Origin of the sequence: Pukyongiella litopenaei, from assembly GCF_003008555.2 — a bacterium.
GTDB lineage: Bacteria > Pseudomonadota > Alphaproteobacteria > Rhodobacterales > Rhodobacteraceae > Pukyongiella > Pukyongiella litopenaei.
The window spans coordinates 917,341-941,470 of the sequence record NZ_CP027665.1; the positions used below are offsets into that span (position 1 = coordinate 917,341).

Sequence of the window (24,130 nt, forward strand, 5' to 3'; positions counted from 1 at the left end):
TTCACCCGTCCAGGCCGGCCAGCACACGGATCACCGCCTGTGCATCGACGGCCCCCACCGGCGCACCGGTTTCGTCGACGACGCGCAGCGGCCCCTCCGCCCCGACCACCTGCGCGGCCACCTCGGCGATTGTCGCACCGGCGGCGATGCCGTCGCCCGCGCCGTCGGCACCGGCGACCATCACCGAGCGCACCGACATCACCTTGGCGCGCGGAACGTGACGGGTGAATTCGCCCACATAGTCCGAGGCCGGGTTCAGCACCAGTTCCTCGGGCGTGGCCACCTGTATGATCTCGCCGTCCTTCATGATCGCGATACGGTCGGCGAGCCGGATCGCCTCGTCGAAATCATGGGTGATGAACACGATGGTCTTGGTCAGCATGCCCTGCAGACGCAGGAATTCGCTCTGCATCTCGCGGCGGATCAGCGGATCGAGGGCTGAAAACGGTTCGTCGAGGAACCACAGCTCGGGTTCGTCCGCCAGCGACCGGGCGATCCCGACCCGTTGTTGCTGGCCGCCCGAGAGCTGACGCGGATAATAGCTTTCCCGCCCGGCCAGGCCCACCAGTTCGATCACCTCGCGGGCGCGGGCCTCGGCCCCGGCCCGGCGGCGGCCCTGGATGGTCAGCGGGAAGGCGACGTTCTGCAGCACGGTCAGATGCGGCAGCAGGGCGAAATGCTGGAACACCATGCCCATCTTGTGGCGGCGCACCTCGATCATCTCGGCCTCGCTCGCCTTGAGCAGATCGCGACCGTCGAGAAACAATTCGCCCGCCGTGGGTTCGATCAGCCGCGACAGGCAGCGCACCAGCGTCGATTTGCCCGAACCGGACAGGCCCATGATGACAAAGATCTCGCCTTCGCGGATCGACAGGTTGGCGCGGCGCACCGCCGGGATCAGCCCGGCCCGCCGAATCCGGTCCAGATCAGGGTCGGGGTTGTCGTTCAGGAAACCGTCCGCCTGCGCGCCGTAGAGCTTCCAGACATTCCTGCAAACCAGTTTTTCGGGTGCCGTCATCCGTCGCCTGCCAGGGAAATGGGAGGCCGGGGCACGATCATGCCCCGGCGCATGTCGGTGCGGTCCGCGTTACTGCCCGATCCAGGCTTTCCAGCGGTCCTCGTTGGCATCCATCCAGGCATCGACCACATCCTCGACCGACTTGCCGTCCAGATCGACATCGCCCACCATGGCGCTCATTTCCTCGTTGTTGAGCGTATAGGCCTGCACCGCGGCATAGGCGCCGGGCCATTTCTCTTCCATTCCGGCCCAGGCGGCCTTCCAGATCGGGCCGCGCGGCTTGCCGCAATCATAGGCCATGTCAGGGTTCACCCCGACCGCGGGATCGTCATAGCATTCCGCCGAATAGGGCGGGAATTCGACGAATTCGCCCTCGTATTTCGCCGATGCCCAATGCGGCACATAGATCCAGAGGATCACCGGCGCTTCGCGCTGATAGGCGCTCTCAAGCTCGGCGAACAGCGCCGCGTCGGTGCCCGCATGCACCACCTCGAAATCCAGGCCCAGCGCCTCGACCCGTTCCTCGTCGAACCCGCCCCAGGTCACCGGCCCGCCGACATAGCGCCCCTTGGGCGCGGTTTCGGCGGTGGCGAATTCGGAGGCGCAGGATTTCAGCGCCTCCCAGTCGGGCAGGCCCGGACAGCGCTCTTTCATATAGATCGGATACCACCATTCCTCGATCGCCTGCAGGCCGGTTTCGCCCGCATTGACCACGTTGCCCGAGGCCGTCGCCTCGTCCAGCGCCTCCTGCCCGGTGGTGGCCCAGATCTCCATCGCCAGCGTCAGGTCACCGGTCTTCAGCCCGGCGAACTGGGCGAGATAGTCGGCCTGCACATATTCGACATTGTACCCGGCCTCTTCGAGGACCGCGCCCATGATCTGGGTGTTGATCAGTTGCCCCGACCAGTCGTGCAGCGTCAGCTTGATCGGGTCTTGGCTTTCGGCCTCGGCCATCGCGGTGGTGGCAAGACCGCCCGCCATGGCGCAGGCAAGCGCAAGGTTCGTGATATTCTTCATTGTTCATCCCCCTGTGTGGATCGCGCGGGGTTCGTCCCGCATCAAGCGAAAGTTCAGCCAAAAAACCGCACAGGTCAACAAAACTTGTGGCTTTTGCTACATCTATTGCCAAACAATGTTGGATTTTGTGGGTTTTTTGGTATGCAATACGGGCAGATGCCACATCCGGAAGCACCGCGCATGACCGCCCCACCCCCCACGACCAGCCACCGCGAACAGGAAATCCTGCGCGAAATCCGGCTCTCGGGCGGGTCGTGCCGGGTCGGGTTCCTGGCCGAACGCCTGGGCGTTTCGGATGAAACCGTTCGGCGCAACATCCGGACGCTTCAGGAAAAATCGCTGGTCCGGAAGGTGCATGGCGGGGTGCTGCTGTCCGAGGGGCTGACGCTTAACGAACAGCCGTTCCAGACCCGGATGCGGCACAATGCCGAGGCCAAGCGCACCATCGCCGCGAAACTGGCCGAAATCATCCGCGACGGTGATTCGCTGTTTCTCGACATCGGCTCGACCACGGCCTACGCGGCGCAGGCGCTGGCGGGGCATCGCAACCTCTATATCGTGACCAATTCGCTGGCGGTGGCCGGCACGCTGGCCACGATCAACGGCAACCGCGTGTTCTTTGCCGGCGGCGAGCTTCGTCCGCATGACGGCGGGTCGTTCGGGCAGGATGCGATCCGCTTTCTGCACCGGTTCAACGTGCAATACGCGGTGTTTTCGGCCGGTGCCATCAACGGTGATATCGGTTTCATGCTGCATGACATCCAGGAGGCCGACCTGTCCCGCGAAGCGGCGCGCCGCGCGCAGACGCGCATCGTTCTGGCCGACAGCGACAAGTTCGGCCGCCGGGCGCCGATCGCGGTGTCGGACCAGTGCGAACTGGACCTGCTGATCACCGAGGCACCGCCGCCGCGCGCCATTGCCGACATGCTGGAGCGCAACGAAATCGCGCTGGTCCAGGCCGGTGGCGAAAACGGGAACGGAGCCTAGGCGATGCAGGACAGGCAGGAGGCTCTGCTCGAGTTCGTCGACCGCGCCGCCGAGGTGCCGCGCCGCTATTTCCGCGGCGGCGTGGATATCGCGCTGAAGGCCGATGAAACACCCGTCACCATCGCGGATCGCGAAACCGAAACCGTCCTGCGCGAGGCCATCGCCGCCCGGTTTCCCGGCGATGCCATCCTGGGCGAAGAATTCGGCGATACGGGCCGGGGCCGGGACGGCGGCAGCCGGTTCCGCTGGGTGATCGACCCCATCGACGGCACGCGGTCGTTCATCACGGGGATGCCGCTCTACGGGATGCTGGTCGGATTGCTCGAACGGGACCGGCCGGTCCTGGGCGCCATCGCCATGCCCGAACTGGGCGAGGTCTATTCCGGCGGCCCCGCCGGCGCGATGCTGAACGGGTCGCATCCGCTGCGCACGTCATCCGCCACCCGGCTCGCCGATGCCTTTGTCTATATCAACGAGGCGGACAAGATCATCCGCGACCGGCCACGGGTCTTTGACCGCCTGAACCGGGCCGGGCGGGACCGGCGGTTCAGCTGCGACTGTTATCCGCATGCGCTGGTCGCGGCGGGCCATGTCGACGCCTGCGTCGACTACCAGCTGCAACCCTATGACTATCTGCCGCTGGTGCCGGTGATCGAAGCCGCCGGCGGCGTGGTCACCGACTGGCAGGGGCGCCCGCCGGCGCTGGCCAGCGATGTCGCGGTGGTCAGCGCCGCCACCCCGGCATTGCACGCCGAACTCATTCGCCTGCTGAACGAAGGGTAACGCCATGGCCGATCATGCCGCGAAACATCTGATTATCGGCGGCGGCATCATCGGCTGTTCGATTGCCTATCACCTTGCCCGGCGCGGCGAACAGGGCGTGGTGCTGCTGGAGAAGGCGCAGCTGACCGAGGGCGCCACCTGGCATGCGGCCGGGCTCGTGGGGCAATTGCGGTCGTCGCGCAACACCACGCGGATGCTGCAACGTTCGGTTGCCATGTATGACCGGCTGGAGGCCGAGACCGGGCTGGCCTGCGACTGGAAACAGACCGGCAGCCTGCGCCTGGCGGCATCGCCCGAACGCATGCTGGAAAACCGGCGGCTGGCGACGATGGCCCGCAGCTTCGGGCTCGAGATGCGGCTGATCTCGCCGGACGAGGCGCAGGCGTTGTTTCCCTATATCTCGACCGACGGCCTGCAGGGCGCGGCCCATATTCCCAGCGACGGTCATGTGGATCCCGGCGGCCTGTGCCAGTCCATCGCGGCGGGCGCGCGGCTGCATGGGGCCGACCTGCGCCAGCGGGTCAAGGTGCTGGATTTCACCCTGCGCGGCGGGCGCATCACGCAGGTCCACACCAGCGAGGGCATTTGGGAGGCCGAGACCGTCACGCTTGCCGCCGGGATGTGGAGCCGGGAACTGGGGCGCAAGCTGGGCCTGCGCATCCCGGCCTGCGCGGTCGAACATCAATATGTCGTCACCGAACCGATCCCGGATTTCCCCGACGATCTGCCGACCCTGCGCGACCCCGACCGGCTGGTCTATTACAAACCCGATGCGGGCGGGCGGCTGGTGGTCGGCGGCTACGAGGACAACACGCTGGGGTTCGGCGAAACCGGCATTCCGGGCGATTTCGTGCGCCAGCTGCTGCCCGACGATCTGGACCGGTTCGCGCCGCTGGCCGAACAGGCCGCCATCACCACGCCCATCGTCGGACAGGTCGGCATCCGGCAGGTCATCAACGGTCCGATCCCCTATTCGGCGGATGGCGATTTCGTGATGGGCCCGGCGCCCGGCTTCGACAACCTGATGCTGGCCACTGGGTTTCTCTATGGCATCGCCGCGGGCGGCGGCGCCGGCGAGATGATCGCCGAATGGCTGACCGAGGGCCGCCCCGGCCTTGACCTGTGGCCGCTCGACAACCGCCGGTTCGGCCCGCATCACGGCACCAACGCCTTCATGTATCCCCGCGCGGTCGAACATTACGCCCATCACTACAAGCTGCGCCCGCCGGGGACCGAAGCCGAGGCCGCGCGCAACCTGCGGCTCAGCCCCGTGCATGACCGGCTGGCCGCGCGCGGGGCGGTGTTCGGGTCGAAAAACGGCTGGGAACGCCCGCTGTGGTTCGCGCCCGAGGGCATCGCGCCACGCGACCGGCTGGATTTTCTGAACCCCGGCTGGCTCGATTTCGTGGCCGGGGAACACCGCGCGGCCCGCAATGGCGTGACGCTGTGCGACCAGTCGAGTTTCTCGAAATTCGAACTGGCCGGACCCGGCGCGCTGGCGGCCATGCAACGGCTGGCAGTGTCGAACATGGACCGGCCCGCGGGCACGGTGATCCATACCCAGCTTTGCAATGACCGCGGCGGGATCGAGGCGGACGTGACCGTGACCCGGCTGGCCGAAAACCGGTTCTACATCGTCACCGGCGCGGGGTTCGGCGTGCATGACGGCGACTGGATCCGACGCCACCTGCCCGACGACGCGGTGCTGACCGAGGTGACATCGGGCATGGCCGTGCTCAACCTCGCCGGACCAAAGGCGCGGGCCGTGCTGGCGGCGGTCGCCGAAGAGGACGTATCGCCCGACCTGTTCCCCTTTGCCACCTGCCGCGAGGTTGCGATCGGTGCTGCACCTGTGCGGGCGATCCGCATCGGCTATGTGGGCGAACTGGGCTGGGAACTGCACATCCCAACCGAGTTTGCCTGCCACGTCCATGACCGGCTGCGCGATGCGGGCGCGGCGCATGGGCTGCGGGACATCGGGTATCGGGCCATCGAGAGCCTGCGGATGGAAAAGGGCTATCTCTACTGGAGCGCCGACATCACCCCCGATCATACCCCGTTCGAGGCCGGGCTGGGCGGGCGCGTGCATTTCAGAACGGGCGGCGATTTCATCGGCCGCGCCGCGCTGGAACGGCAGAAGGAACAGGGCATCGCCCGGCAATTGTTCTGCTTCACCTCCGGTGTCAGGCTGCCGCTCTACGGGGGCGAAACCATCCTGCACGGGGGCCGGACCGTGTCGCTGGCCAGTTCGGCGGCCTACGGGTTCACCACCGGGCAGACCATTCTCTACGGCTATCTCGACCGGGCGCTGTGGGGCGAAACCGATTTCGAACTCGAAGCGTTCGGCACCCGCCACCCGATCCGCCGCGTTGCCGCGCCGCTCTATGATCCCGAGAACCTGCGCCTGAAATCATGAAGGAGACCCGATGCCGGATGACCTGACAGATGTGCATGACGCGCTGGCCAACCTGCCGCACCTGGCCGCCATTCCCGAGACCGACCGCCGCCTTACGCGGCTCGGCGGGCTGACCAACCGGGTGTATCGCGCGGAAACCTCCGCCGGGACGGTGATCGTCCGTATCGCGGGCGTGGGCACAGACGACTATATCGACCGTGCGGTCGAGTTGCACAACGCCCATGCGGCGGCGGCGGCGGGCGTGTCACCGGAGGTGCTGTGGGCCGATGCCGCAACCGGCGTGATGATCACCCGCAGCCTCGATCCCATCACCACGATGACCCCGGACCAGTTCGCCAGCCGCAGCGGCTCACCGGGGCGCGCGGGTGCCGCGCTGGCACGGCTGCACGGCTCGGGGCGGGAATTCCGGTTCCGGTTCGAACTGTTCGCGATGATCGACGACTATCTCGGGATACTCGCGGGCAGGAACACGGAGTTGCCAGAAGGCTACCACGATATCGCCCGCGCCGCCGCACCGGTCAAGGCGGCGCTGGCCGCGAACCCCGCGCCGCTGGCGCCCTGCCATTGCGACCCGCTGTGCGAGAACTTCCTGGATGACGGCAAACGGATGTGGATCGTCGACTGGGAATATTCCGGCATGAACGATCCGCTATGGGATCTGGGCGACCTGTCGGTCGAGGCCGGGTTCGGCGCGGATCAGGAGGCCGAGATGATGCACGCCTATTTCGGCCGCGCGCCGGAGGCGGCGGAAACCGCCCGCATGGTGATCTACAAGGCCATGTGCGACCTGCTCTGGACGCTGTGGGGGCTGATCCAGCATGCAGACGGCAACCCTGCCGAGGATTTCTGGGCCTATGCGACCGGCCGGTTCGACCGCTGCAAGGCGCTGATGCGCTCCGACGCCTTCGCCGCCCATCTCGCGGCGCTCTGAACCCGGGCCGCCGCGGGTCAGCGCGGGCGGCGGATCGCGTGGCCCGCGCCGTCGGGATAGGGCAGGTTTGCCTGCGCCGCCGCGATCCGGGCCATCGCGGTTTCGATCCCGGCCGAGGGCGCGCAGGGCCGGCGGGTTTCCAGGCTGACATGCAGCAGGAAATGTTCCCCGGTGGCCAGCAGCCGGTCGCCTTCATACATCGAGTGGAACAGGTGCAGTTTCTTGCCCTCACCCAGCAGCATCTGCGTGCGCACCTCGATCCGGGCGCCGGCATGGGTCTCGTCCAGATGGCGGATATGGGTTTCGGCGGTGAAATAGCTGCCGCCGGCCGCGATATAGGCGTCATCGCATCCGATGATCTCCATGAACCGATCGGTGGCGCAGGCAAAGGCGTCGAGATATCGCGATTCCGTCATGTGGCCGTTGTAGTCGGTCCAGTCGATCGGCACCGCGCGGGCCAGGGTCAGGATCGGCCGCGACAGGTCGCCGATATCGTCCAGCCGCCCCGCCAGCGGCCCCTGCGCCCTGAGCCGCGCATCATGTTCGCGCAACACCCGCCCCGCGCCCTGGTCGTGGTATTTCAGGCCACGCAGGATCGACACCAGGTTGTTGTCGCGGATACGCTCGAGATCGCGAATGCCGTGCGCGCCCGATTGCGCGTCCGACTGGCCGGCGATCAGGTCCACCAGGTCGTCGGTGAACTCGGGCACGTCCATCAGTTTCGTCCACGGCCATTTCAGCGCCGGGCCGAACTGGGCCATGAAATGACGCATCCCGGCCTCGCCGCCCGCCACCCGGTAGGTTTCGAACAAGCCCATCTGCGCCCAGCGCAGGCCAAAGCCCATGCGGATCGCCTCGTCGATTTCGCCGGTGGTGGCGATGCCGTCCTTGACCAGCCACAACGCCTCGCGCCAGACCGCTTCGAGGAACCGGTCGGCCACATGGGCGTCGATCTCGTGTTTCAGGTGCAGCGGGTAGAGCCCCAGCGACGACAGAAGGGCAGAGGCCCGTTCGACGACCGGCGCCGGGTTGGCCGGGGTCGTCACCAGTTCGACCAGCGGCAGCAGGTAGACCGGGTTGAACGGGTGCGCCACGACGATCCGCCCCGGATCGGCCCGTCCCTGCTGCAATTCCGACGGTTTGAAGCCGCTGGTGGACGACCCGATGATCGCATCCGGGTCGCAGGCGGCCTCGATCCCGGCATAAGTCGCGCGTTTCAGTTCCAGCTGCTCCGGCACGCTTTCCTGTATCCAGACCGCGCCGCGCACGGCCTCGCCGAGGGTGTCGTGAAAGCCGAGCTTCCCTTCATCCGGCAGCGGCACATCGCTGAGCCCCGGCAGCGACCGGCGGGCATTGTCCAGAACCTCGCCGATCTTGCGTTCTGCCTGCGGGTCCGGGTCGAACACCCGCACGTTCCAGCCGTTCAGCAGGAACCGCGCGGCCCAGCCCCCGCCAATGACACCGCCACCGATGATTGCAGCCGTTTTCGTCATGATCCTGTTTCCGCATGTTTCGGGTCGCCCGTTCTGCCCGGCCAGGTCAGCATGGCGGAAAAGGAGACAGATGATGGATATCGAGTTTCTACCGCTGCCGGGTTCCGTCGTGGCGCAGATCCGCGACAGCGGGATCGATGCCTATGGCAATCCGGTCGAGCGGCACAGGTCGGATGGCGGCGGCTATCCCTGCCGCCATTGCCTGACCGAGACACCACCCGGCCATGATTACCTGATCCTCGCGCATCGGCCATTCGAAACGCGCAATCCCTATGCCGAAACCGGCCCGATATTCCTGTGCGCCGATGATTGCCCGACCGCCGAACCATCGGCCCGGTTGCCCGCGATACTGCGCGCCGACAGCTATCTCGTCCGCGGCTATTCGGCCGGGGAACGCATTCTCTATGGCACGGGAAAACTCGTTCCGACCGCCGGGATCGCCGCCTATGCGGCCCGCCTGTTCGAAAACCCGGACATCGCCTTCGCGGATGTCCGCAGCGCCAGCAACAACTGCTTTCAATGCCGCATCCGGCGTGCCTCATGACCCGGGCGCGCGCTTGGTCAGCCCCAGCCGCGCGCGCACCTCGGCGGGGCCGATCACGCGGGCGCCCATGTTCTCGACGATATTCGCCGCGCGTTCGACCAGTTGCCAGTTCTCGGCCAGCACGCCCTTTTCGAGCCACAGGTTGTCCTCGAGCCCCACGCGCACATTGCCACCCGCCAGCACGCTGGCCGCGACATAGGCCATCTGGTTGCGGCCCAGCGCGAAGGCCGAAAAGGTCCAGTCGTCGGGCACGTTGTTGACCATCGCCATGAAGGTGTTCAGGTCGTCCGGCGCCCCCCAGGGCACGCCCATGCACAGCTGCACCAGCGCGTTCGGCTCGAGGATACCGTCGGCGACCAGTTGCCTGGCATACCACAGGTGGCCGGTGTCAAAGGCCTCGATCTCGGGCTTGACGCCCAGGTCGGTCATCATCCGGCCCATCGCCTGCAACATGCCCGGCGTGTTGGTCATGACGTAATCGGCCTCGGCGAAGTTCATCGTGCCGCAATCCAGCGTGCAGATCTCGGGCAGGCAGTCGGCCACATGGGCCACCCGTTCGCTGGCCCCCACCATGTCGGTGCCGGCAACCGTGGGCAGCGGGCTTTCCACGCCGCCGAACACCATGTCGCCGCCCATACCGGCGGTCAGGTTCAGCACCACGTCCACCTCGGCATCGCGGATGCGCTCGGTCACTTCGCGGTAAAGGTCGAGCCTACGGCTCGGCGCCCCGGTCTCGGGGTCGCGCACATGGCAATGCACCACCGCCGCCCCGGCCCTGGCCGCGGCAATCGCGCTGTCGGCGATCTGCGCGGGCGAGCGCGGGACATGCGGGCTGCGGTCCTGGGTGCTGCCCGATCCGGTTACGGCGCAGGTGATGAACACCTCCTTGTTCATGGTCAATGGCATCGGGTTCTCCTGTCTGTCACGGGCAGGCTCATCCAGCCGCCTGCCGCCATCTGTTCCGCCAGCGAAGTATCGTGTCGGTTTCCGACATCGCGTCTAGAAGGGCATCGGGTGCTGCCGGTGCGCGGCGACGATGTCGTCCAGCACCTCCTGCGTCAGCGTCACGTCGACCGAGCCCAGCGCATGGTCGAGCTGCGCCAGCGTGGTCGCCCCGATGATCGTCGTCGCCATGAACGGCCGGGTCCGGCACCAGGCCAGGGCCATGTGAACCGGGTCCAGCCCGTGTTTGCGCGCCACTTGCAGGCAGGCATCGACCGCCGTGAATGCGCGCGGTGTCCTGCGTCCGCCCAGTTCCGGGTTCAGCGTCATCCGGCTACCGCCGGGCACCGCGCCGTCCTGGTACTTGCCGGTCAGCAGCCCCGCCGCGAGCGGCGAAAACGCCATCAGGCCCACATCCTCGTTGACGCTCAGTTCGGCCATGTCCGTGTCGAAGAGCCGGCAGAGCAGCGAATATTCGTTCTGCACCGAAACCGCGCGCGGACCCGCCCCCGCCTCGGCCAGCCGCAGCCATTGCGCGATGCCCCAGGCGGTTTCGTTGGACAGGCCGAAATGGCGGATGGTGCCCCTGTCCACCTCGCGCTGCAATGCCTGCAGGCAGTCCTGCATGTTGTCGCGCACCGCCGCCGGATCCTGCCGCGACGGGTCGTAGGTCCAGTGCTGGCGGAACATGTAGCTGCCCCGGTTCGGCCAGTGGAACTGGTAGAGGTCGATATAGTCGGTGCGCAGCCGCCGCAGCGACCCCTCGATCGCGACGGGGATGGTTTCGGCGGTGATCGGGGCGCCGTCGCGCACCGCCTTCTGCCCTTGCCCCGAATGTTTGGTGGCCAGGATGTAATCACCCCGCCGCGCCGGATGGGCGGCGTTCCAGTTGCCGATGATGTCCTCGGTGCGCCCGGCAGTGTCGCGGCTGACCGGATTGACCGGATAGACCTCGGCGGTGTCGACGAAATTCACCCCCGATGACAGCGCATGGTCGATCTGCGCATGGGCCTCGGCCTCGCCGGTCTGGGTGCCGAAGGTCATGGTGCCAAGGCACAGTTCGCTCACCTTCAGACCGGAGCGGCCCAGTTCGTTCAGCTGCATGTGACGGCTCCCCCATTGCTGCCGGCCGGAGACTAGCCAGCCCTCCTGACAGGGTAAACCACCGAATTTTCGGAGCCGGAAACCGGGCAACCGCAGCTCCGCCTTCAAGAACAAAGGAAGAACTTGTATGGTTCCTGCCGATGCCGACTCGCCTGCATATTCCGTCCGGATCGCGCCCGCGCCCTGCCCTGACCCTCGGGGACGGGATCGCGCTGACGCGGGCGCGGGTACATGAGGCCTGCGGCCCGGCGCGCTGGACCTTTGCCATGTGGCTGGCCGGGCGGGTGATGGGCCGGGCCGCCGGGCCGGTGCTGTGGATCGCCCCGTCCTGGTCCGCCGAAGGGCTGCACCCTGCGGGCATCCTGCCCTGGGCCGACCCGGCGCGGGTCCTGCTGGTGCGTCCCGACCGCGCCCCCGACCTGCTGTGGTGCGCCGAAGAGGCGCTGCGGTCGGGCGCCGCGCCGCTGGTGGTGGCCGAACTGCCCGAACCGCCGCCGCTGACCCCGGTGCGGCGGCTGCATCTGGCCGCCGAGACCGGGGCGGAGGCCGCGCCGAAGGGGGCGGCGCCGCTGGGCCTGCTGCTGACCCCGGGCGATGGCGGCGCCGCCGGGGCCGAGAGCCGCTGGCACATGGCCGGACGACATGATCCGCCGGGACGGGCCTGGCAGCTGGAACGCCGACGCGCCCGCAGCGCGCCACCCAAGGCATGGATTGCCCGCCCGGCGCGGCGTGACAGCGGCAGGATCGGGATGCAGATCACGGCGGCATGACAATCGGGTGACACCCCGTGCTCTATCGCCCCGCATCATCCGCGCCTGGTCTATACTGGGTCCATACTGGCCACGTCCGCAGTCGGGGCAGGAGACCCGATGACCGCTCCGCTTCACCATAGGCTGCCCCGCCGCACCTTGTTGCTGGCGCTGGCCGCCTGCATGGTCCTGCCGGTCCGGGCGGGCGCGGCGGCGCGGCGTTACCGCCTCGATCCGGGGGCGACACGGGTCGGGTTCACCTTCACTCTCAACGGCACCCCGCAGAGCGGAACCCTGCCGGTGCGCCAGGCCGACATCCGGATCGACCCGGCGCGGCTGACCGCCTCGTCGGTCGATGTGAGGCTGGATGCCGGGCGGGCGCGCACCGGCATCGGCTTTGTCACCACGACCCTGATCGGCCCCCAGATGCTCGATGCCCGCCGCTTTCCCGAAATCCGCTTCCGTTCCACCGCGATCCGGCCGGGCGCTGGCGGGCGGCTGTCCGACGGCGCCGGGATCACCGGCGACCTGACCCTGCATGGGATCACGCGACCGCTGACCTTTGCCGCCGATCTCTATCGCCCGCGCGGCAGCGCGGCGGACGATCTGAGCCGGCTGACGGTGCATCTGCGCGGCCACCTGAGCCGTGCCGCCTTCGGGCTGACCGCCTATGCGGACATGGTCGGCGATACCGTCGGGCTGAGCATCGACGCAGCCATCCGCGCCGCCTGACACGGCCCCGGGTTCACACCGGACCTTCGATCCGCGAACCGGTGGCCGCGCAGATGAGGGCAAAAACGACCCGAGCGTGTCGATTTTCCACAAGCCCCGCCATGCGCGGTGATCATTCTGGGCCGGTCATGCGAACCATCCTGTCCTTTGCCGCCCTGTTCCTGTCCGTATTGCTGCTGCAACTGGCCACCGGGGGCGTCGGGCCGCTGGACGCGCTGTCGGGGCTGGCGCTGGATTTCACCGCCGCCGAGATCGGCCTGCTCGGCTCGGCGCATTTCTTCGGGTTCTTCATCGGCTGCTGGTGGGCGCCCCGCCTGCTGGGAACGGTCGGCCATTCCCGCGCCTTCGCCGCCTTCACCGCCGCCGGCTCGATCGGCCTGCTGGCACATATGCTGGTGATCGATCCCTGGGCCTGGGCCGCGATGCGGGTGGCATCGGGGCTGTGCGTGGCGGGCTGCTATACCGTGATCGAGGCCTGGCTGAACGCCAAGGCCACCAATGCCAACCGGGGCCGCACGATGGGCATCTACCGGATGGTGGACACATCCGGGTCGCTGGTGGCGCAGCTGCTGATCGGCGTGCTCGATCCGGCCAGCTATGTTTCCTACAACATCCTGGCGATCATCTGCTGCGCCGCGCTGCTGCCGCTGACGCTTACGCGGGTGACCCAGCCCGAAACGCCCGCCGCCCCGCGCCTGCGCCCGATGCTGGCCGTCAGGCTGTCGCCCCTTGCCGCAGTCGGGGTCATCGTCGCCGGCCTGAGCACCGCCGCCTTCCGCATGATCGGGCCGCTCTACGGGCAGGAGGTCGGGCTGCGCGCCGACCAGATCGGCGTGTTCCTCGCCGCCTTCGTGCTGGGCGGCGCGCTGGCGCAATACCCGGCCGGGTGGCTGGCGGACAAGTATGACCGCCGCCACGTCCTGATCGGGTTTTCCATCGCCGCGATCCTGTCCTGCGGCGTCACCATCGCCGCGCCGATGGGGGCGCAAACCGCGATCATGCTGTCGGCCGGGCTGTTCGGGCTGACCACCTTTCCGATCTTCTCGATCTCGGCGGCCCATGCGCATGACTATGCCAGCAACGAGGAACGGGTCGAGTTGTCGGCGGCGCTGATGTTCCTCTATGCGCTCGGTGCCATCGCCTCGCCGCTGGTCACCTCGGGGCTGATTGCCGCCTACGGCCCGCAAGCCCTGTTCCTGTTCATCTCGGTCGGCCACCTGGGGCTGCTGGTGTTCGGGCTGGCCCGGATGCGCGCGCGCCCGGCAAGAACCCGCACCAGCTATGTGTTTACCCCGCGCACGTCATTCCAGATCGGGCGGATCTTCGGCCAGCGCCGCGACCGCGGCCGCTGAGCGGCGCCGCACGTTCCGGGGGTGACGGGCCTGCGCGCCTGCGCTACATACGCCCGCGCATCACAGGACGGACATTCCCATGGCACGGATCCTCATCACCTCGGCAATCCCGTATATCAACGGGATCAAGCATTTGGGCAATCTCGTCGGCAGCCAGCTGCCCGCCGACCTGTTCGCCCGCTACCAGCGCGGCCGGGGCAACGAGGTGATGTTCCTCTGCGCCACCGACGAACACGGCACCCCGGCCGAACTGGCCGCGGCCAAGGCCGGCCAGCCGGTTGCCGAATACTGCACCGGGATGCACGAGGTGCAGGCGGATATCGCGCGCCGTTTCGGGCTCAGCTTCGATCATTTCGGGCGATCCTCGAGCCCGCAGAACCACGCGCTGACCCAGCATTTCGCGGGCCGGCTGGCCGATGCCGGGCTGATCCGCGAGGTTGCGGAGAAACAGGTCTATTCCAACGCCGACGGGCGGTTCCTGCCCGACCGCTATATCGAAGGCACCTGCCCCAATTGCGGCTACGACCGCGCCCGTGGCGACCAGTGCGAAAACTGCACCAAGCAACTCGACCCGACCGACCTGATCGACCCGCGCAGCGCGATCTCGGGCTCGACCGACCTGGAGGTGCGCGAAACCAAGCATCTCTACCTGCGCCAGTCGGCGCTGAAGGACCGGCTGGACGCCTGGATCGACAGCAAGTCCGACTGGCCGGTGCTGACCACCTCGATCGCCAAGAAATGGCTGCATGACGGCGACGGGTTGCAGGATCGCGGCATCACCCGCGATCTCGACTGGGGCATCCCGGTGAAACGTGGCGACCGGGACTGGCCCGGCATGGAAGGCAAGGTGTTCTACGTCTGGTTCGACGCGCCCATCGAATACATCGCCTGCGCCGCCGAATGGGCCGAGGCCCATGGCAGGCCGGATGCCGACTGGCAACGCTGGTGGCGCACGGACAAGGGCGCCGAGGACGTGCGCTACGTCCAGTTCATGGGCAAGGACAACGTGCCATTCCACACCCTGTCCTTCCCGGCCACGATCATCGGGTCCGGCGAGCCGTGGAAACTGGTCGATCACCTCAAGAGCTTCAACTATCTCAACTATGATGGCGGCCAGTTCAGCACCTCGCAGGGCCGTGGCGTGTTCATGGATCAGGCGCTGGAGATCCTGCCGGCGGATTACTGGCGCTGGTGGCTGCTGTCGAACTGCCCGGAAAGCTCGGATGCCGAATTCACCTGGGAAAACTTCCAGCAGGGGGTGAACAAGGACCTGGCCGACGTTCTGGGCAATTTCGTGTCACGGATCACCAAGTTCTGCCGCTCGAAATTCGGCGAAGAGGTCCCGGCCGGCGCCTACGGCGAAAAGGAACAGGCCCTGATCGCCGATCTGACCACCCGCATCCGCGCCTATGAACGCCACATGGAGGCGATGGAGGTGCGCAAATCCGCGCAGGAATTGCGGGCGATCTGGGTCGCCGGCAACGAATACCTCCAATCCGCCGCGCCCTGGTCCACGTTCAAGACCGATCCCGACCGCGCGGCGGCGCAGGTGCGGCTGGGGCTGAACCTGGTCCGGCTCTACGCGGTGCTGTCGATGCCGTTCATTCCCGATGCCGGCGCCCGGATGCTGGCCGCGATGGGCAGCGACGACGACAGCTGGCCCGACGACGTCGCCGCCGCATTGTCCACCCTGTCACCGGGCCACGCCTTTGCCGTGCCCGACGTGCTGTTCGCCAAGATCACCGACGACCAGCGCGAAGACTGGCAGGGCCGTTTCGCCGGCACCCGCGCCTGAACGCGATACGCCCCGGCCGGGACCGGGGCGTCCGTCTTTCCATCGGCAGACCGCTCAGCCGGCGGCCGCCACCGCGCGTTTTGCCATCACGCCGACCAGATGCGCCCGGTATTCCGGCGTGCCGTGCAGATCGCCGATCATGCCGTCGGCGGACAGGCTCAGCCCGTCCAGCGCCGCGGCCGAGAACCCGGCATCCAGCGCCGCCTCCGCATCGCTCCAGCGGAACACGCCACCCTCCGACGCGCCGGTGACCGCGACCCGCACGCCATCGGCGAACCTGGCCACGAACACGCCGACCAGCGCAAAACGCGACGCGGGCTGCTCGAACTTCTGATAGGCCGCCGCCTGCGGGATCGGGAAATTCACCGCCGTGATGATCTCACCTTCGTCCAGCGCGGTTTCGAACAGGCCGGTGAAATAGTCGTCCGCCGCGATCTCGCGCCGGTCGGTGACGATGGTCGCACCCGAGGCCAACGCCGCCGCCGGGTAATCGGCCGACGGGTCATTGTTGGCCAGACTGCCCCCGATGGTGCCACGATTGCGCACCGCCGGATCGCCGATATGGCTCGCCAGCGCCGCCAGCGCCGGATAGGCCCCCGCGCCGGCCGCAACTGCGCCATGGGTGGCGGCCCCGCCGATCCGCACCCCGCCATCGCCCGCACTGATGCCCTGCATCCCGGCAATTCCCGCCAGCGACACCAGTTTCGACGGGCTCGCCAGCCGCTGCTTCAGCGTCGGGATCAGCGTCTGACCGCCGCCCAGCGCCTGCGCATCCTCGGCGGCCAGCGCCGCGACCGCCTCTTCCACCGTTCCCGGCTTCACAAACTCAAACTCATACATCTCGTTTTCCTTTCCGAGAGGCGGGGCAGACCGCCCCACTTCCTCTTGCCAGAAATATCCCGGGGGTCCGGGGGCAGCGCCCCCGGCATCCCCACCGATCAGCCCTGCAGCGCCGCCCAGACCCGTGCCGGCGACAGCGGCATGTCGATATGGGTCACGTCCCGGCCGGCCGACCGCAGCGCGTCCACGACCGCGTTCACCACCGAGGGCGGCGACCCGATGGCGCCGGCCTCGCCGCAGCCCTTCACCCCCAGCGGGTTGTGGGTGCAGGGCGTCGAACAGGAATGGTCGACCTCGAAACTCGGCAGGTCGTCGGCGCGCGGCATCGCGTAATCCATGTAGGACGCGCTCAGCAACTGGCCGGTCTCGTCATAGACGCACCCTTCGAGCAGCGCCTGGCCGATCCCCTGCGCCAGCCCGCCATGAACCTGGCCGTCGACGATCATCGGGTTGACGATATTGCCGAAATCATCCGCCGCCATCATCCGCTCGATGCTGACCTTGCCGGTTTCGGGATCGACCTCGACCTCGCAGGCATAGGCGCCGGCGGGGAAGGTGAAGTTGGCCGGGTCATAGAACGCGGTCTCCTCCAGCCCCGGTTCGATATCCTCCAGCGGGTAGTTATGCGGCACATAGGCCGCCAGGCAGACATCGCCCCAGGCCACCGACTTGTCGGTGCCCGCCACCGAGAACTGGCCGTCCTTCAGTTCGATATCGGCCTCGGCGGCCTCCATCAGATGGGCGGCGATCTTCTTGGTCTTGTTGATGATCTTCTCGGCCGCCCGCACCATCGCGGACCCGCCCACCGCGAGCGAGCGCGACCCGTAGGTGCCCATGCCCATCGGCGTGTTGGCGGTATCGCCATGCACGACCTCGACCATGCTTTCGTCGATCCCGATCATCTCGGCGATCACCTGCGGAAAGGCAGTTTCATGCCCCTGCCCGTGGCTGTGGCTGCCGGTCATCACCACCAGCCCGCCGGTGGCGTTGACGCGCACGGTGGCCGATTCATATAGCCCCGCCCGCGCGCCCAGCTGGCCGACGAGATTGCTGGGCGCGATGCCGCAGGCCTCGATATAGCAGTTCACGCCGAGGCCGCGCAGCTTGCCCTTTGCCTCGCTTTGCGCGCGCCGCGCCGGGAAGCCCGCGAAATCCGCGATCTCCTCGAGCTTGTCCATCGTCGCGTTGTAATCGCCGGTGTCGTATTCCACCGCCACCGGGGTGGCATAGGGGAACTCGGTCACGAAATTCTGCCGCCGCAGCGCCACCGGATCGACACCCAGTTCACGCGCCGCCTTGTCGATCACCCGTTCCAATTGATAGGTCGCCTCGGGCCGCCCGGCCCCGCGATAAGCATCGACCGGCACCGTGTTGGTGAACACCGCCTTCACGTTCACATAGATCAGCGGCGTCTTGTAGTTGCCCGCCATCAGCGTCCCGTGCAGCCAGGTCGGCACCGAGGGGGCGAAGGTCGAAAGATAGGCCCCCATATTCGCGTGGGTGTCGGTGCGCAGCGCCACGAAATTGTTGTCGGCATCCAGCGCCAGTTCGATCCGGGTCACATGATCGCGCCCATGGGCATCGGTCATGAAAGCCTCGGACCGGCTGGCGGTCCATTTGACCGGCCGGTTCACCGCCTTGGCGGCAAAGGTGCAGAAGGCTTCCTCGGCATAGTGGAAGATCTTGGAGCCAAAGCCGCCGCCTACATCCGGCGCCACCACGCGCAGCTTGTGTTCCGGGATGCCGAGAACGAAGGCGCCCATCAGCAGCCGGATCACATGCGGGTTCTGGCTGGAGGTATAGAGCGTGTGCTCGCCGGTGCCGCGATTGTAATCGCCGATCGCCACCCGCGGTTCCATCGGGTTCGCCACCATGCGCTGGTTCACCAGGTCCAGCGTGGTCACATGGGCCGCGCCCTTGATCGCCTGGTCCACCGCCTCGCGGTTTTCCTCGACGAACCCCCAGTCGTAGCAGAGGTTGCTGGTCAGGTCGTCATGCACCTTGGGCGCGCCGTCCTCCAGCGCCGCCTTCATGTCCACGACCGCGGGCAGGTCCTCGATATCGACCTCGATGGCCTCGGCGGCGTCGCGCGCCTGTTCGGCGCTATCGGCAACCACGGCGGCGATCGGGTCGCCCACATGGCGCACCTTGCCCTGCGCCAGCACCGGGTGTCCGGGTTCCTGCATCGGCTCGCCATGCCGGTCGGTCACCTGCCAGCCGCAGGGCAGCCCGCCCACGCCTTCGAAATCGGCGCCGGTGAAAATCCGCACCACGCCGGGCATGGCCTCGGCCGCGGCGGTGTCGATGCTGTTGATCCTGCCATGCGCCACGTCCGAGCGCAGGAAATACGCATAGGCCTGGCCGGGCATGTTGATGTCGTCGGTGTAATTGCCGGCGCCTGTCAGGAAACGCACGTCCTCGCGCCGTTTCGAACTGGCTCCGATGCCACTGTCCTTTGGCATTTGCTGGTTCTCCTCCCCTGTATCCTTCATCTGCGCGCTGCCCCCGTCACCGGCGGGCGGGCGCGCCGATCATTCGGCGGCGATGGCGCCCACGTCCTGACCGGACGCGGCCATGATCGCCTTGACGATGTTGTGATAGCCGGTGCAGCGGCAGATATTGCCTTCGAGATAGTCACGCACCTCGGCTTCGGTCGGCCTGGGATTGTCCTTCAGCAGCGCCGCCGCCGACATCACCATGCCGGGCGTGCAGAATCCGCATTGCAGCCCGTGATGGTCCTGGAACGCCTGCTGGATCACGTTCAGCGTGCCGTCCGGCGCCGCCTGCCCCTCGATCGTGGCGACCTCGGCCCCCTCGGCCTCCAGCGCCAGCATGGTGCAGGATTTCACCGCCGCGCCATCCACATGCACGACGCAGGCACCGCACTGGCTGGTGTCACACCCGACATGCGTTCCTGTCAGGCCCAGCCCATCCCGCAGGAAGGTGGACAGAAGCGTGCGCCCCTCGACCTCCCCGCTGCGTAGCTTTCCATTCACGGTCATCGAGACCTGTGGCATCGGATCCTCCCCTCGTATTCCTGGTTCCCTGTGCGGAGTAAATCACGCCATTCCCCGCTTGAGAACAGAATTCTTGCTTTGAAACTCAGTCTTTGGTCGCAGGTGCCGCGCGCGGCTGCGGGCGCGTCGGTATCTCCTTGAGCAACCCGCCGACCCCCATCGCCGCGATATCGACGGCCGAAACCCGGATCCCGCAGACGACGCGGCTGAGCACCCAGTCGGCGCCGCTGGGCTTGGGCGAGCGCACGCTGCCGGGCAGGCCGATCACCGGCCGCGCGCCCAGATCGCCAAGATCGCCCAGATCGCCCAGGAACAGCAGGTTGCCGGGATCGACCGGCATGCCATAGCGCTCGACCCGGCCACCGGCGGCGCGCAGGGCGGCGGGGGCCACGTCATCGGGGTCGGAGGTCGCCGAGCCGGTGAGGATCAGGACCAAGTCGCCCCCGATCCCGGCCAGCGCGCGCGCCAGCGCGGCGCTGTCATGCGGCACCACCCGGCAATCGGCAAGCTCCGCGCCCAGCGCCCGCAGCCGGTTTTCGATCGCCTGCCGCCCCTTGTCGCCGGTCGGGCCGCCGGGGATTTCGGTGATCACCAGGCCGGCGCTGCGGATCACCGGCGCCGACAGCGCCACCGCCCCGCACGCCGCGTCGCAGGCCGCCGCCACGTCCGTTTCCGCGACCGCGTATGAAATCACCTTGACGGTGGCGACCATCCCGCCCGGCGCCATCTGCTGAAAGGGCGGCACCGTGGCCACCGTGATCATCGGATGGACGGTGTTGAACCGCACCAGCGCCCCGGCATCGAGCCGCGCCACACCCGGACCGGCGGCGAGCAGGTTCACCCGGCCGGTGAACGCCTCGGTCAGCCGCAGCCCCGCCGCCGCCGGATCGGGGGCCAGCGCCGCGGCCAGCCGCCGCGCGGCTTCGTTTTCGTGCAGGTCGCCGGGGTCGAGCCGGGCCACCACCACCTCGGCGATCTCCGCCGCCGCCAGCTGCGCCAGGTGGTCCGCGTCGAGCATCAGCCCCTTGCGCAGCCGCCGCCCGCCCACGCGGATGGAATGGGCCAGCAGCGCGCCCTCGGCCTCGGCCACGGGCACCGGGCCGAACCTCACGGGCGCCTGCCGCGCAGCACGGCGGTCATCTCGGCCAGGATCGCCACCGCGATCTCGGACGGGTCCGCCGCCCCGATATCGAGGCCGACAGGGGCGTGGATGCGGGCGATCTCGGCCCCGGTGAAGCCCGCCTGTTCCAGCCGCGCGACCCGTTTCGCATGGGTGCGGGTCGATCCCAGGGCGCCGATGTAGAACACATCCGCCCGCAGCGCCGCCATCAGCGCCGGGTCGTCCAGTTTCGGGTCATGGGTCAGCAGCACCAGCGCGGTGCGCGGATCCAGCCCCAGGGCGGCCACCGCCTCGTCGGGCCAGTCGGTCAGGATGGTTTCGCCCGGAAACCGGGTCTCGCTGGCAAAGGCCTCGCGCGGGTCGACGATCACCGGGTCATAGCCGGCGATCCGCGCCATCGGCAGCAGCGCCTGGGCGATATGCACCGCGCCCACGACGATCAGCCGCAGCGGCGGGTTGTGCACCGCCACGAAGGTCCGGCCGTCCGGTTCGAACCCCGAGCGGTCCAGGCGCATCCGGTCCGGATAGGCGCCGCGCCGCAACGCCCGCGCCCCGGTTTCCACGTTCACCTCATAGGCCAGCGCCTCGCGCGCGGCCCGCGCGGCGACCAGTTCCTCCAGCATGGTGTCGGGCAGCACATGCCCCACCGGTTCGACCAGCACCCGGATGGTGCCGCCGCAGGCCAGCCCGACGGCAAAGGCATCCGCGTCGCTGACCCCGAATTCGAGCAGCCGCGCATCCCCTTCGTCGAGCGCCTCCAGCGCCTCGACGATCACCGCGCCTTCGACGCAGCCGCCCGAGACCGAGCCCTCGATACACCCGTCGCCACCGATGGCAAGCTGCGCGCCGGTCCGGCGCGGGGCGCTGCCCCAGGTTTCCACGACCGTGGCCAGCGCCGCGCCGATCCCGTCACGATGCCAGCCCAGCGCGGTTTCCGGCGCATGGTCGAAACGCGAGTAACCTGTTGCCGTCATCCGTTCTCACTCCCCCGCAGCGGGGCACAGTCTGCGCCGGACCGGCCGGTCAATCAATCAGTTGCGACAGCGGGTCGCGCAGATGCTCCAGCCAGATCGAATGAAATCGCCGCATGGCCTCGATCATCCAGTCATGCTGTCTGCTCCAGTCGCTCTCATCAAGCGGATCTCCCGGCTCACTCAGCAGCAACTGCCAATATCCCCGGTTCCCGACCGACCACTCGACACCCTCGAATGCGTCAAGATCAGCATGGCGGGCGCTCCAATCGGCAAAATCAACCTCGGGAAACTGCCCAAGCGACAGGTAGGCGCCGATCCGTTTCTTGGCCACGTTGCGATACACATAGATCCCGCAGTTGTAGATTTCCAAACGCTCCTGCCCGGTGAATACGGCCATCATCCAGCCCTGATTCGGCGCGGCACCGGGCATGCGCAGCGGCCAGTCGCGCGGCAATCTGTCGAGCAGCGCCGCCCAGTAGTCAATGCGCCGGTGAGCATCCTCCGCCGCCGCAACGATCCTGCGGCGCTGGGACTTCACCCAGTCATTGGGGCGCTCGATCACTTCGAACTTTGGCGCCGCCGCGCTGTCGCCGATGCGCCAAGCCTCGATCTCGACGCCGAAGAACCAATAGCCTTCGTCGGTATGGGCGTTCAGCCATTCGATGGCCGCGCGGTGCTCCTGCCGCAGATGTTCCGTCACCCAGACCACCGTATGAGCCTTGCGTCCGGCAAGATATGTCATGATCTGCCCCAGATGGCGGTGATCACTGACCCCGAACTGGTTTTCGATGACCACCACACGCCCATCCTCATCACGGCAGGTGATGTCGGCACGGAAGCTTCCCACCGGCACCTCTTCCTCGATCTGGTCGAGCGAACCGAGATCCAGCGCGACCGCCAGTTCGTTCAGGTTCTCGGGCCGCGCGAGCCATGGTGTGAAATCCCGATCCTCCAGCGGCCAGATCGACCGAATGTCCTGCTTTTCAAGTCTTCCGATAGCCATGTGTGTTATATGTCCTCCGGTTGGATCCGTCATTCTACAGCGTCGCCAGCAGCCGCGCCTTTTCGCCGGCGTCGTCCGTGCGCGAGATCATCGCGGCGAGATCTTCGAGCGTGGCGACGGAATGGCCGGCGCGGAAGCTGTCCACATGGGGCAGCATGGCGGCGATGCCGCGGGCGCGCGGCGCGAAACCTTCCCAGCGCAGCAGCGGGTTGACCCAGATCAGCCGGCGCGCCGACAGGTGCAGCCGTTCCATTTCCCGCGACAGCATGTCGGGGTCGTCGCGGTCCAGCCCGTCGGTGATCAGCAGCACCACCGCGCCCTGCCCCATCACCCGGCGCGACCAGTCGCGGTTGAACGCGTGCAGGCAGGCGCCGATCCGGGTGCCGCCCTCCCAGTCCTGCGCCTCGGCCCCCGCCGCCGCCAGCGCCGCGTCCACGTCGCGCTGCGCCAGGTGCCGGGTGATGTTGGTCAGCCGGGTGCCGAAGGTGAACGCGTGCACCCGCGCCCAGCCCGCGCCGCGCGCATTCGAAACCGCGTGCAGGAAATGCAGGATCACCCGGCTGTACTGGCTCATCGACCCGGAGATGTCGCACAGCGCCACCAGGTTGGGCCAGCGCGGGCGTGGCCTGCGCAGGGCGATGTCGTGCAGTTCGCCGCCCTGCCGCATCGACCCGCGCAGGGTCCGGCGCCAGTCGATCCGGTGGCCGGTCAGGCTGGGCGCGGCGCGGCGCGACGGGATCGGCTTGACCGGCAGTTGCAGCCGCGCCAGCATCCGTTTCGCCTGCGCGATCTCGTCGGTGCTCATCTGTTCGAAATCGAGCGCGCGCAGCCGTTCCTCGGCGGACATGGTCAGGCTCGCGTCGATCTCGATCCCGGTGCCTTCGGTATCCGGTTCCGGCTGATCCGGCAGGTCACGCTCCACACCGTCGAGCAGGGCCTCGGCGGCGCGTTTCTCGGCCGGTTTCGCGGCGCGGTCTTCCTGCACGCCGCGCACCGCAGGCAGCAGAGCGGCCATCATGTGTTCGAGAAACCGGGGGTCGCGCCAGTAGAGCCGGAAGATCTGCGCGAACACCGCGCGATGTTCGGGACGGTTCACGAAACAGGCATGCAGCGTCCAGTAGAAATCGCGTTTCCCGGTGAACCCGGCCGCCTGCACCGCGCGGATGGCATCGACCACCCGGCCCGGCCCGGCGGGCAGGCCCGCCTTGCGCAGCGCGCGGGCGAAATGGGTGATGTTCGCGGTCAGTTTCGGATCGGCCGGAAGATCGAGCGGGGCGTATTCAGCCATTCGGCCGGTCCCGGAACGCGGTATC

Annotated in this window: 21 protein-coding genes; 9 read left to right on the forward strand and 12 right to left on the reverse strand. The window is 67.8% G+C overall.

From position 1 onward, the window contains the following. Window position 1: 1 nt before the first annotated feature. Together C6Y53_RS04545 and C6Y53_RS04550 are read right to left on the reverse strand one after the other, a co-directional pair. A complete protein-coding gene (locus tag C6Y53_RS04545) occupies window positions 2-1,018 on the reverse strand; it encodes a quaternary amine ABC transporter ATP-binding protein (RefSeq protein ID WP_106471350.1) in 1,017 nt (338 codons plus the stop codon). 69 nt (window positions 1,019-1,087) lie between these two features. Then, the gene (locus C6Y53_RS04550) at window positions 1,088-2,035 is read right to left on the reverse strand and encodes an ABC transporter substrate-binding protein (RefSeq protein WP_106471351.1); all 948 of its coding nucleotides are present in this window, start codon (window positions 2,033-2,035) and stop codon (window positions 1,088-1,090) included. A 180-nt stretch (window positions 2,036-2,215) separates the two neighbouring features. On the opposite strand from C6Y53_RS04550, the gene C6Y53_RS04555 reads away from it, so the two are divergent. From C6Y53_RS04555 to C6Y53_RS04570, 4 genes are read left to right on the forward strand one after another with little or no spacing between them, the layout of a single operon-like run. Beyond that, on the forward strand, window positions 2,216-3,022 hold the full coding sequence (locus tag C6Y53_RS04555) for a DeoR/GlpR family DNA-binding transcription regulator (RefSeq protein WP_106471352.1): 807 nt from the start codon (window positions 2,216-2,218) through the stop codon (window positions 3,020-3,022). 3 nt (window positions 3,023-3,025) lie between these two features. After that, window positions 3,026-3,805 (forward strand): inositol monophosphatase family protein, encoded by a 780-nt coding sequence (locus C6Y53_RS04560; protein ID WP_106471353.1) that lies wholly within the window; start codon window positions 3,026-3,028, stop codon window positions 3,803-3,805. Between the two features lie 4 nt (window positions 3,806-3,809). After that, window positions 3,810-6,221: a GcvT family protein gene (locus C6Y53_RS04565; RefSeq protein WP_106471354.1), complete on the forward strand. Its 2,412-nt coding sequence runs from the start codon at window positions 3,810-3,812 to the stop codon at window positions 6,219-6,221. A gap of 10 nt (window positions 6,222-6,231) precedes the next feature. Further along, on the forward strand, window positions 6,232-7,152 hold the full coding sequence (locus C6Y53_RS04570; RefSeq protein ID WP_106471355.1) for a choline/ethanolamine kinase family protein: 921 nt from the start codon (window positions 6,232-6,234) through the stop codon (window positions 7,150-7,152). Between the two features lie 17 nt (window positions 7,153-7,169). Here C6Y53_RS04570 and C6Y53_RS04575 read toward each other — a convergent pair whose 3' ends face one another. Next, window positions 7,170-8,645 (reverse strand): carnitine 3-dehydrogenase, encoded by a 1,476-nt coding sequence (locus tag C6Y53_RS04575; protein WP_106471356.1) that lies wholly within the window; start codon window positions 8,643-8,645, stop codon window positions 7,170-7,172. A gap of 73 nt (window positions 8,646-8,718) precedes the next feature. Between C6Y53_RS04575 and C6Y53_RS04580 the strand changes: the two genes are divergently transcribed. After that, window positions 8,719-9,189, forward strand: a complete 471-nt coding sequence (locus C6Y53_RS04580) for a DUF1203 domain-containing protein (RefSeq protein WP_106473959.1) — start codon at window positions 8,719-8,721, stop codon at window positions 9,187-9,189. On the opposite strand, the gene bcoG is transcribed toward C6Y53_RS04580, so the two are convergent. Together bcoG and C6Y53_RS04590 are read right to left on the reverse strand one after the other, a co-directional pair. Next, the gene (gene bcoG / locus C6Y53_RS04585; protein ID WP_106471357.1) at window positions 9,184-10,095 is read right to left on the reverse strand and encodes a 3-dehydrocarnitine:acetyl-CoA trimethylamine transferase BcoG; all 912 of its coding nucleotides are present in this window, start codon (window positions 10,093-10,095) and stop codon (window positions 9,184-9,186) included. The genes C6Y53_RS04580 and bcoG overlap by 6 nt on opposite strands. Window positions 10,096-10,188: 93 nt before the next feature. Continuing rightward, complete coding sequence (locus C6Y53_RS04590) at window positions 10,189-11,235, reverse strand: aldo/keto reductase (protein WP_106471358.1); 1,047 nt, start codon at window positions 11,233-11,235, stop codon at window positions 10,189-10,191. Between the two features lie 140 nt (window positions 11,236-11,375). Here C6Y53_RS04590 and C6Y53_RS04595 point away from each other — a divergent pair, with 140 nt between their 5' ends. The 4 genes from C6Y53_RS04595 to metG all read left to right on the forward strand — a co-directional run bounded on the left by C6Y53_RS04595 (window position 11,376) and on the right by metG (window position 15,863). Further along, the gene (locus C6Y53_RS04595) at window positions 11,376-12,005 is read left to right on the forward strand and encodes an ImuA family protein (RefSeq protein WP_106471359.1); all 630 of its coding nucleotides are present in this window, start codon (window positions 11,376-11,378) and stop codon (window positions 12,003-12,005) included. Window positions 12,006-12,104: 99 nt separating this feature from the next. After that, the gene (locus C6Y53_RS04600; protein WP_106471360.1) at window positions 12,105-12,716 is read left to right on the forward strand and encodes a YceI family protein; all 612 of its coding nucleotides are present in this window, start codon (window positions 12,105-12,107) and stop codon (window positions 12,714-12,716) included. A 128-nt stretch (window positions 12,717-12,844) separates the two neighbouring features. Beyond that, a complete protein-coding gene (locus tag C6Y53_RS04605; protein ID WP_106471361.1) occupies window positions 12,845-14,068 on the forward strand; it encodes an MFS transporter in 1,224 nt (407 codons plus the stop codon). A 79-nt stretch (window positions 14,069-14,147) separates the two neighbouring features. Then, window positions 14,148-15,863 carry a methionine--tRNA ligase gene (metG, locus tag C6Y53_RS04610; protein WP_106471362.1) on the forward strand — a complete coding sequence of 572 codons (1,716 nt, stop codon included), beginning with the start codon at window positions 14,148-14,150 and terminating at the stop codon, window positions 15,861-15,863. 54 nt (window positions 15,864-15,917) lie between these two features. Here metG and C6Y53_RS04615 read toward each other — a convergent pair whose 3' ends face one another. The 7 genes from C6Y53_RS04615 to C6Y53_RS04645 form a co-directional block, all read right to left on the reverse strand. Next, entirely contained in the window at window positions 15,918-16,703 is a 786-nt protein-coding gene (locus tag C6Y53_RS04615) for an FAD binding domain-containing protein (protein ID WP_106471363.1), read from the reverse strand. 98 nt (window positions 16,704-16,801) lie between these two features. Further along, window positions 16,802-19,165 (reverse strand): xanthine dehydrogenase family protein molybdopterin-binding subunit, encoded by a 2,364-nt coding sequence (locus tag C6Y53_RS04620; RefSeq protein WP_106471364.1) that lies wholly within the window; start codon window positions 19,163-19,165, stop codon window positions 16,802-16,804. Between the two features lie 69 nt (window positions 19,166-19,234). After that, on the reverse strand, window positions 19,235-19,720 hold the full coding sequence (locus C6Y53_RS04625) for a (2Fe-2S)-binding protein (RefSeq protein ID WP_106471365.1): 486 nt from the start codon (window positions 19,718-19,720) through the stop codon (window positions 19,235-19,237). A gap of 85 nt (window positions 19,721-19,805) precedes the next feature. Beyond that, entirely contained in the window at window positions 19,806-20,831 is a 1,026-nt protein-coding gene (locus C6Y53_RS04630; RefSeq protein WP_106471366.1) for a molybdopterin-binding protein, read from the reverse strand. Beyond that, complete coding sequence (locus C6Y53_RS04635) at window positions 20,828-21,814, reverse strand: XdhC family protein (protein WP_106471367.1); 987 nt, start codon at window positions 21,812-21,814, stop codon at window positions 20,828-20,830. Before C6Y53_RS04635 ends, C6Y53_RS04630 begins: the two co-directional genes overlap by 4 nt. Before the next feature lie 49 nt (window positions 21,815-21,863). Next, window positions 21,864-22,817: a hypothetical protein gene (locus tag C6Y53_RS04640; RefSeq protein WP_106471368.1), complete on the reverse strand. Its 954-nt coding sequence runs from the start codon at window positions 22,815-22,817 to the stop codon at window positions 21,864-21,866. Window positions 22,818-22,851: 34 nt separating this feature from the next. After that, on the reverse strand, window positions 22,852-24,105 hold the full coding sequence (locus C6Y53_RS04645; RefSeq protein WP_106471369.1) for a vWA domain-containing protein: 1,254 nt from the start codon (window positions 24,103-24,105) through the stop codon (window positions 22,852-22,854). Window positions 24,106-24,130 lie beyond the last annotated feature (25 nt).

What these genes read in the sequence shown, in the direction of transcription:
- bcoG (WP_106471357.1), bottom strand. Translation starts at nt 10,095, where the DNA reads ATGCCATTGACCATGAACAAGGAGGTGTTCATCACCTGCGCCGTAACC.
- C6Y53_RS04590 (WP_106471358.1), bottom strand. Translation starts at nt 11,235, where the DNA reads ATGCAGCTGAACGAACTGGGCCGCTCCGGTCTGAAGGTGAGCGAACTG.
- C6Y53_RS04600 (WP_106471360.1), top strand. Translation starts at nt 12,105, where the DNA reads ATGACCGCTCCGCTTCACCATAGGCTGCCCCGCCGCACCTTGTTGCTG.
- C6Y53_RS04605 (WP_106471361.1), top strand. Translation starts at nt 12,845, where the DNA reads ATGCGAACCATCCTGTCCTTTGCCGCCCTGTTCCTGTCCGTATTGCTG.
- C6Y53_RS04565 (WP_106471354.1), top strand. Translation starts at nt 3,810, where the DNA reads ATGGCCGATCATGCCGCGAAACATCTGATTATCGGCGGCGGCATCATC.
- C6Y53_RS04595 (WP_106471359.1), top strand. Translation starts at nt 11,376, where the DNA reads ATGCCGACTCGCCTGCATATTCCGTCCGGATCGCGCCCGCGCCCTGCC.
- C6Y53_RS04560 (WP_106471353.1), top strand. Translation starts at nt 3,026, where the DNA reads ATGCAGGACAGGCAGGAGGCTCTGCTCGAGTTCGTCGACCGCGCCGCC.
- C6Y53_RS04570 (WP_106471355.1), top strand. Translation starts at nt 6,232, where the DNA reads ATGCCGGATGACCTGACAGATGTGCATGACGCGCTGGCCAACCTGCCG.
- metG (WP_106471362.1), top strand. Translation starts at nt 14,148, where the DNA reads ATGGCACGGATCCTCATCACCTCGGCAATCCCGTATATCAACGGGATC.
- C6Y53_RS04555 (WP_106471352.1), top strand. Translation starts at nt 2,216, where the DNA reads ATGACCGCCCCACCCCCCACGACCAGCCACCGCGAACAGGAAATCCTG.
- C6Y53_RS04635 (WP_106471367.1), bottom strand. Translation starts at nt 21,814, where the DNA reads ATGACGGCAACAGGTTACTCGCGTTTCGACCATGCGCCGGAAACCGCG.
- C6Y53_RS04640 (WP_106471368.1), bottom strand. Translation starts at nt 22,817, where the DNA reads ATGGCTATCGGAAGACTTGAAAAGCAGGACATTCGGTCGATCTGGCCG.
- C6Y53_RS04625 (WP_106471365.1), bottom strand. Translation starts at nt 19,720, where the DNA reads ATGCCACAGGTCTCGATGACCGTGAATGGAAAGCTACGCAGCGGGGAG.
- C6Y53_RS04545 (WP_106471350.1), bottom strand. Translation starts at nt 1,018, where the DNA reads ATGACGGCACCCGAAAAACTGGTTTGCAGGAATGTCTGGAAGCTCTAC.
- C6Y53_RS04575 (WP_106471356.1), bottom strand. Translation starts at nt 8,645, where the DNA reads ATGACGAAAACGGCTGCAATCATCGGTGGCGGTGTCATTGGCGGGGGC.
- C6Y53_RS04550 (WP_106471351.1), bottom strand. Translation starts at nt 2,035, where the DNA reads ATGAAGAATATCACGAACCTTGCGCTTGCCTGCGCCATGGCGGGCGGT.
- C6Y53_RS04645 (WP_106471369.1), bottom strand. Translation starts at nt 24,105, where the DNA reads ATGGCTGAATACGCCCCGCTCGATCTTCCGGCCGATCCGAAACTGACC.
- C6Y53_RS04620 (WP_106471364.1), bottom strand. Translation starts at nt 19,165, where the DNA reads ATGCCAAAGGACAGTGGCATCGGAGCCAGTTCGAAACGGCGCGAGGAC.
- C6Y53_RS04580 (WP_106473959.1), top strand. Translation starts at nt 8,719, where the DNA reads ATGGATATCGAGTTTCTACCGCTGCCGGGTTCCGTCGTGGCGCAGATC.
- C6Y53_RS04615 (WP_106471363.1), bottom strand. Translation starts at nt 16,703, where the DNA reads ATGTATGAGTTTGAGTTTGTGAAGCCGGGAACGGTGGAAGAGGCGGTC.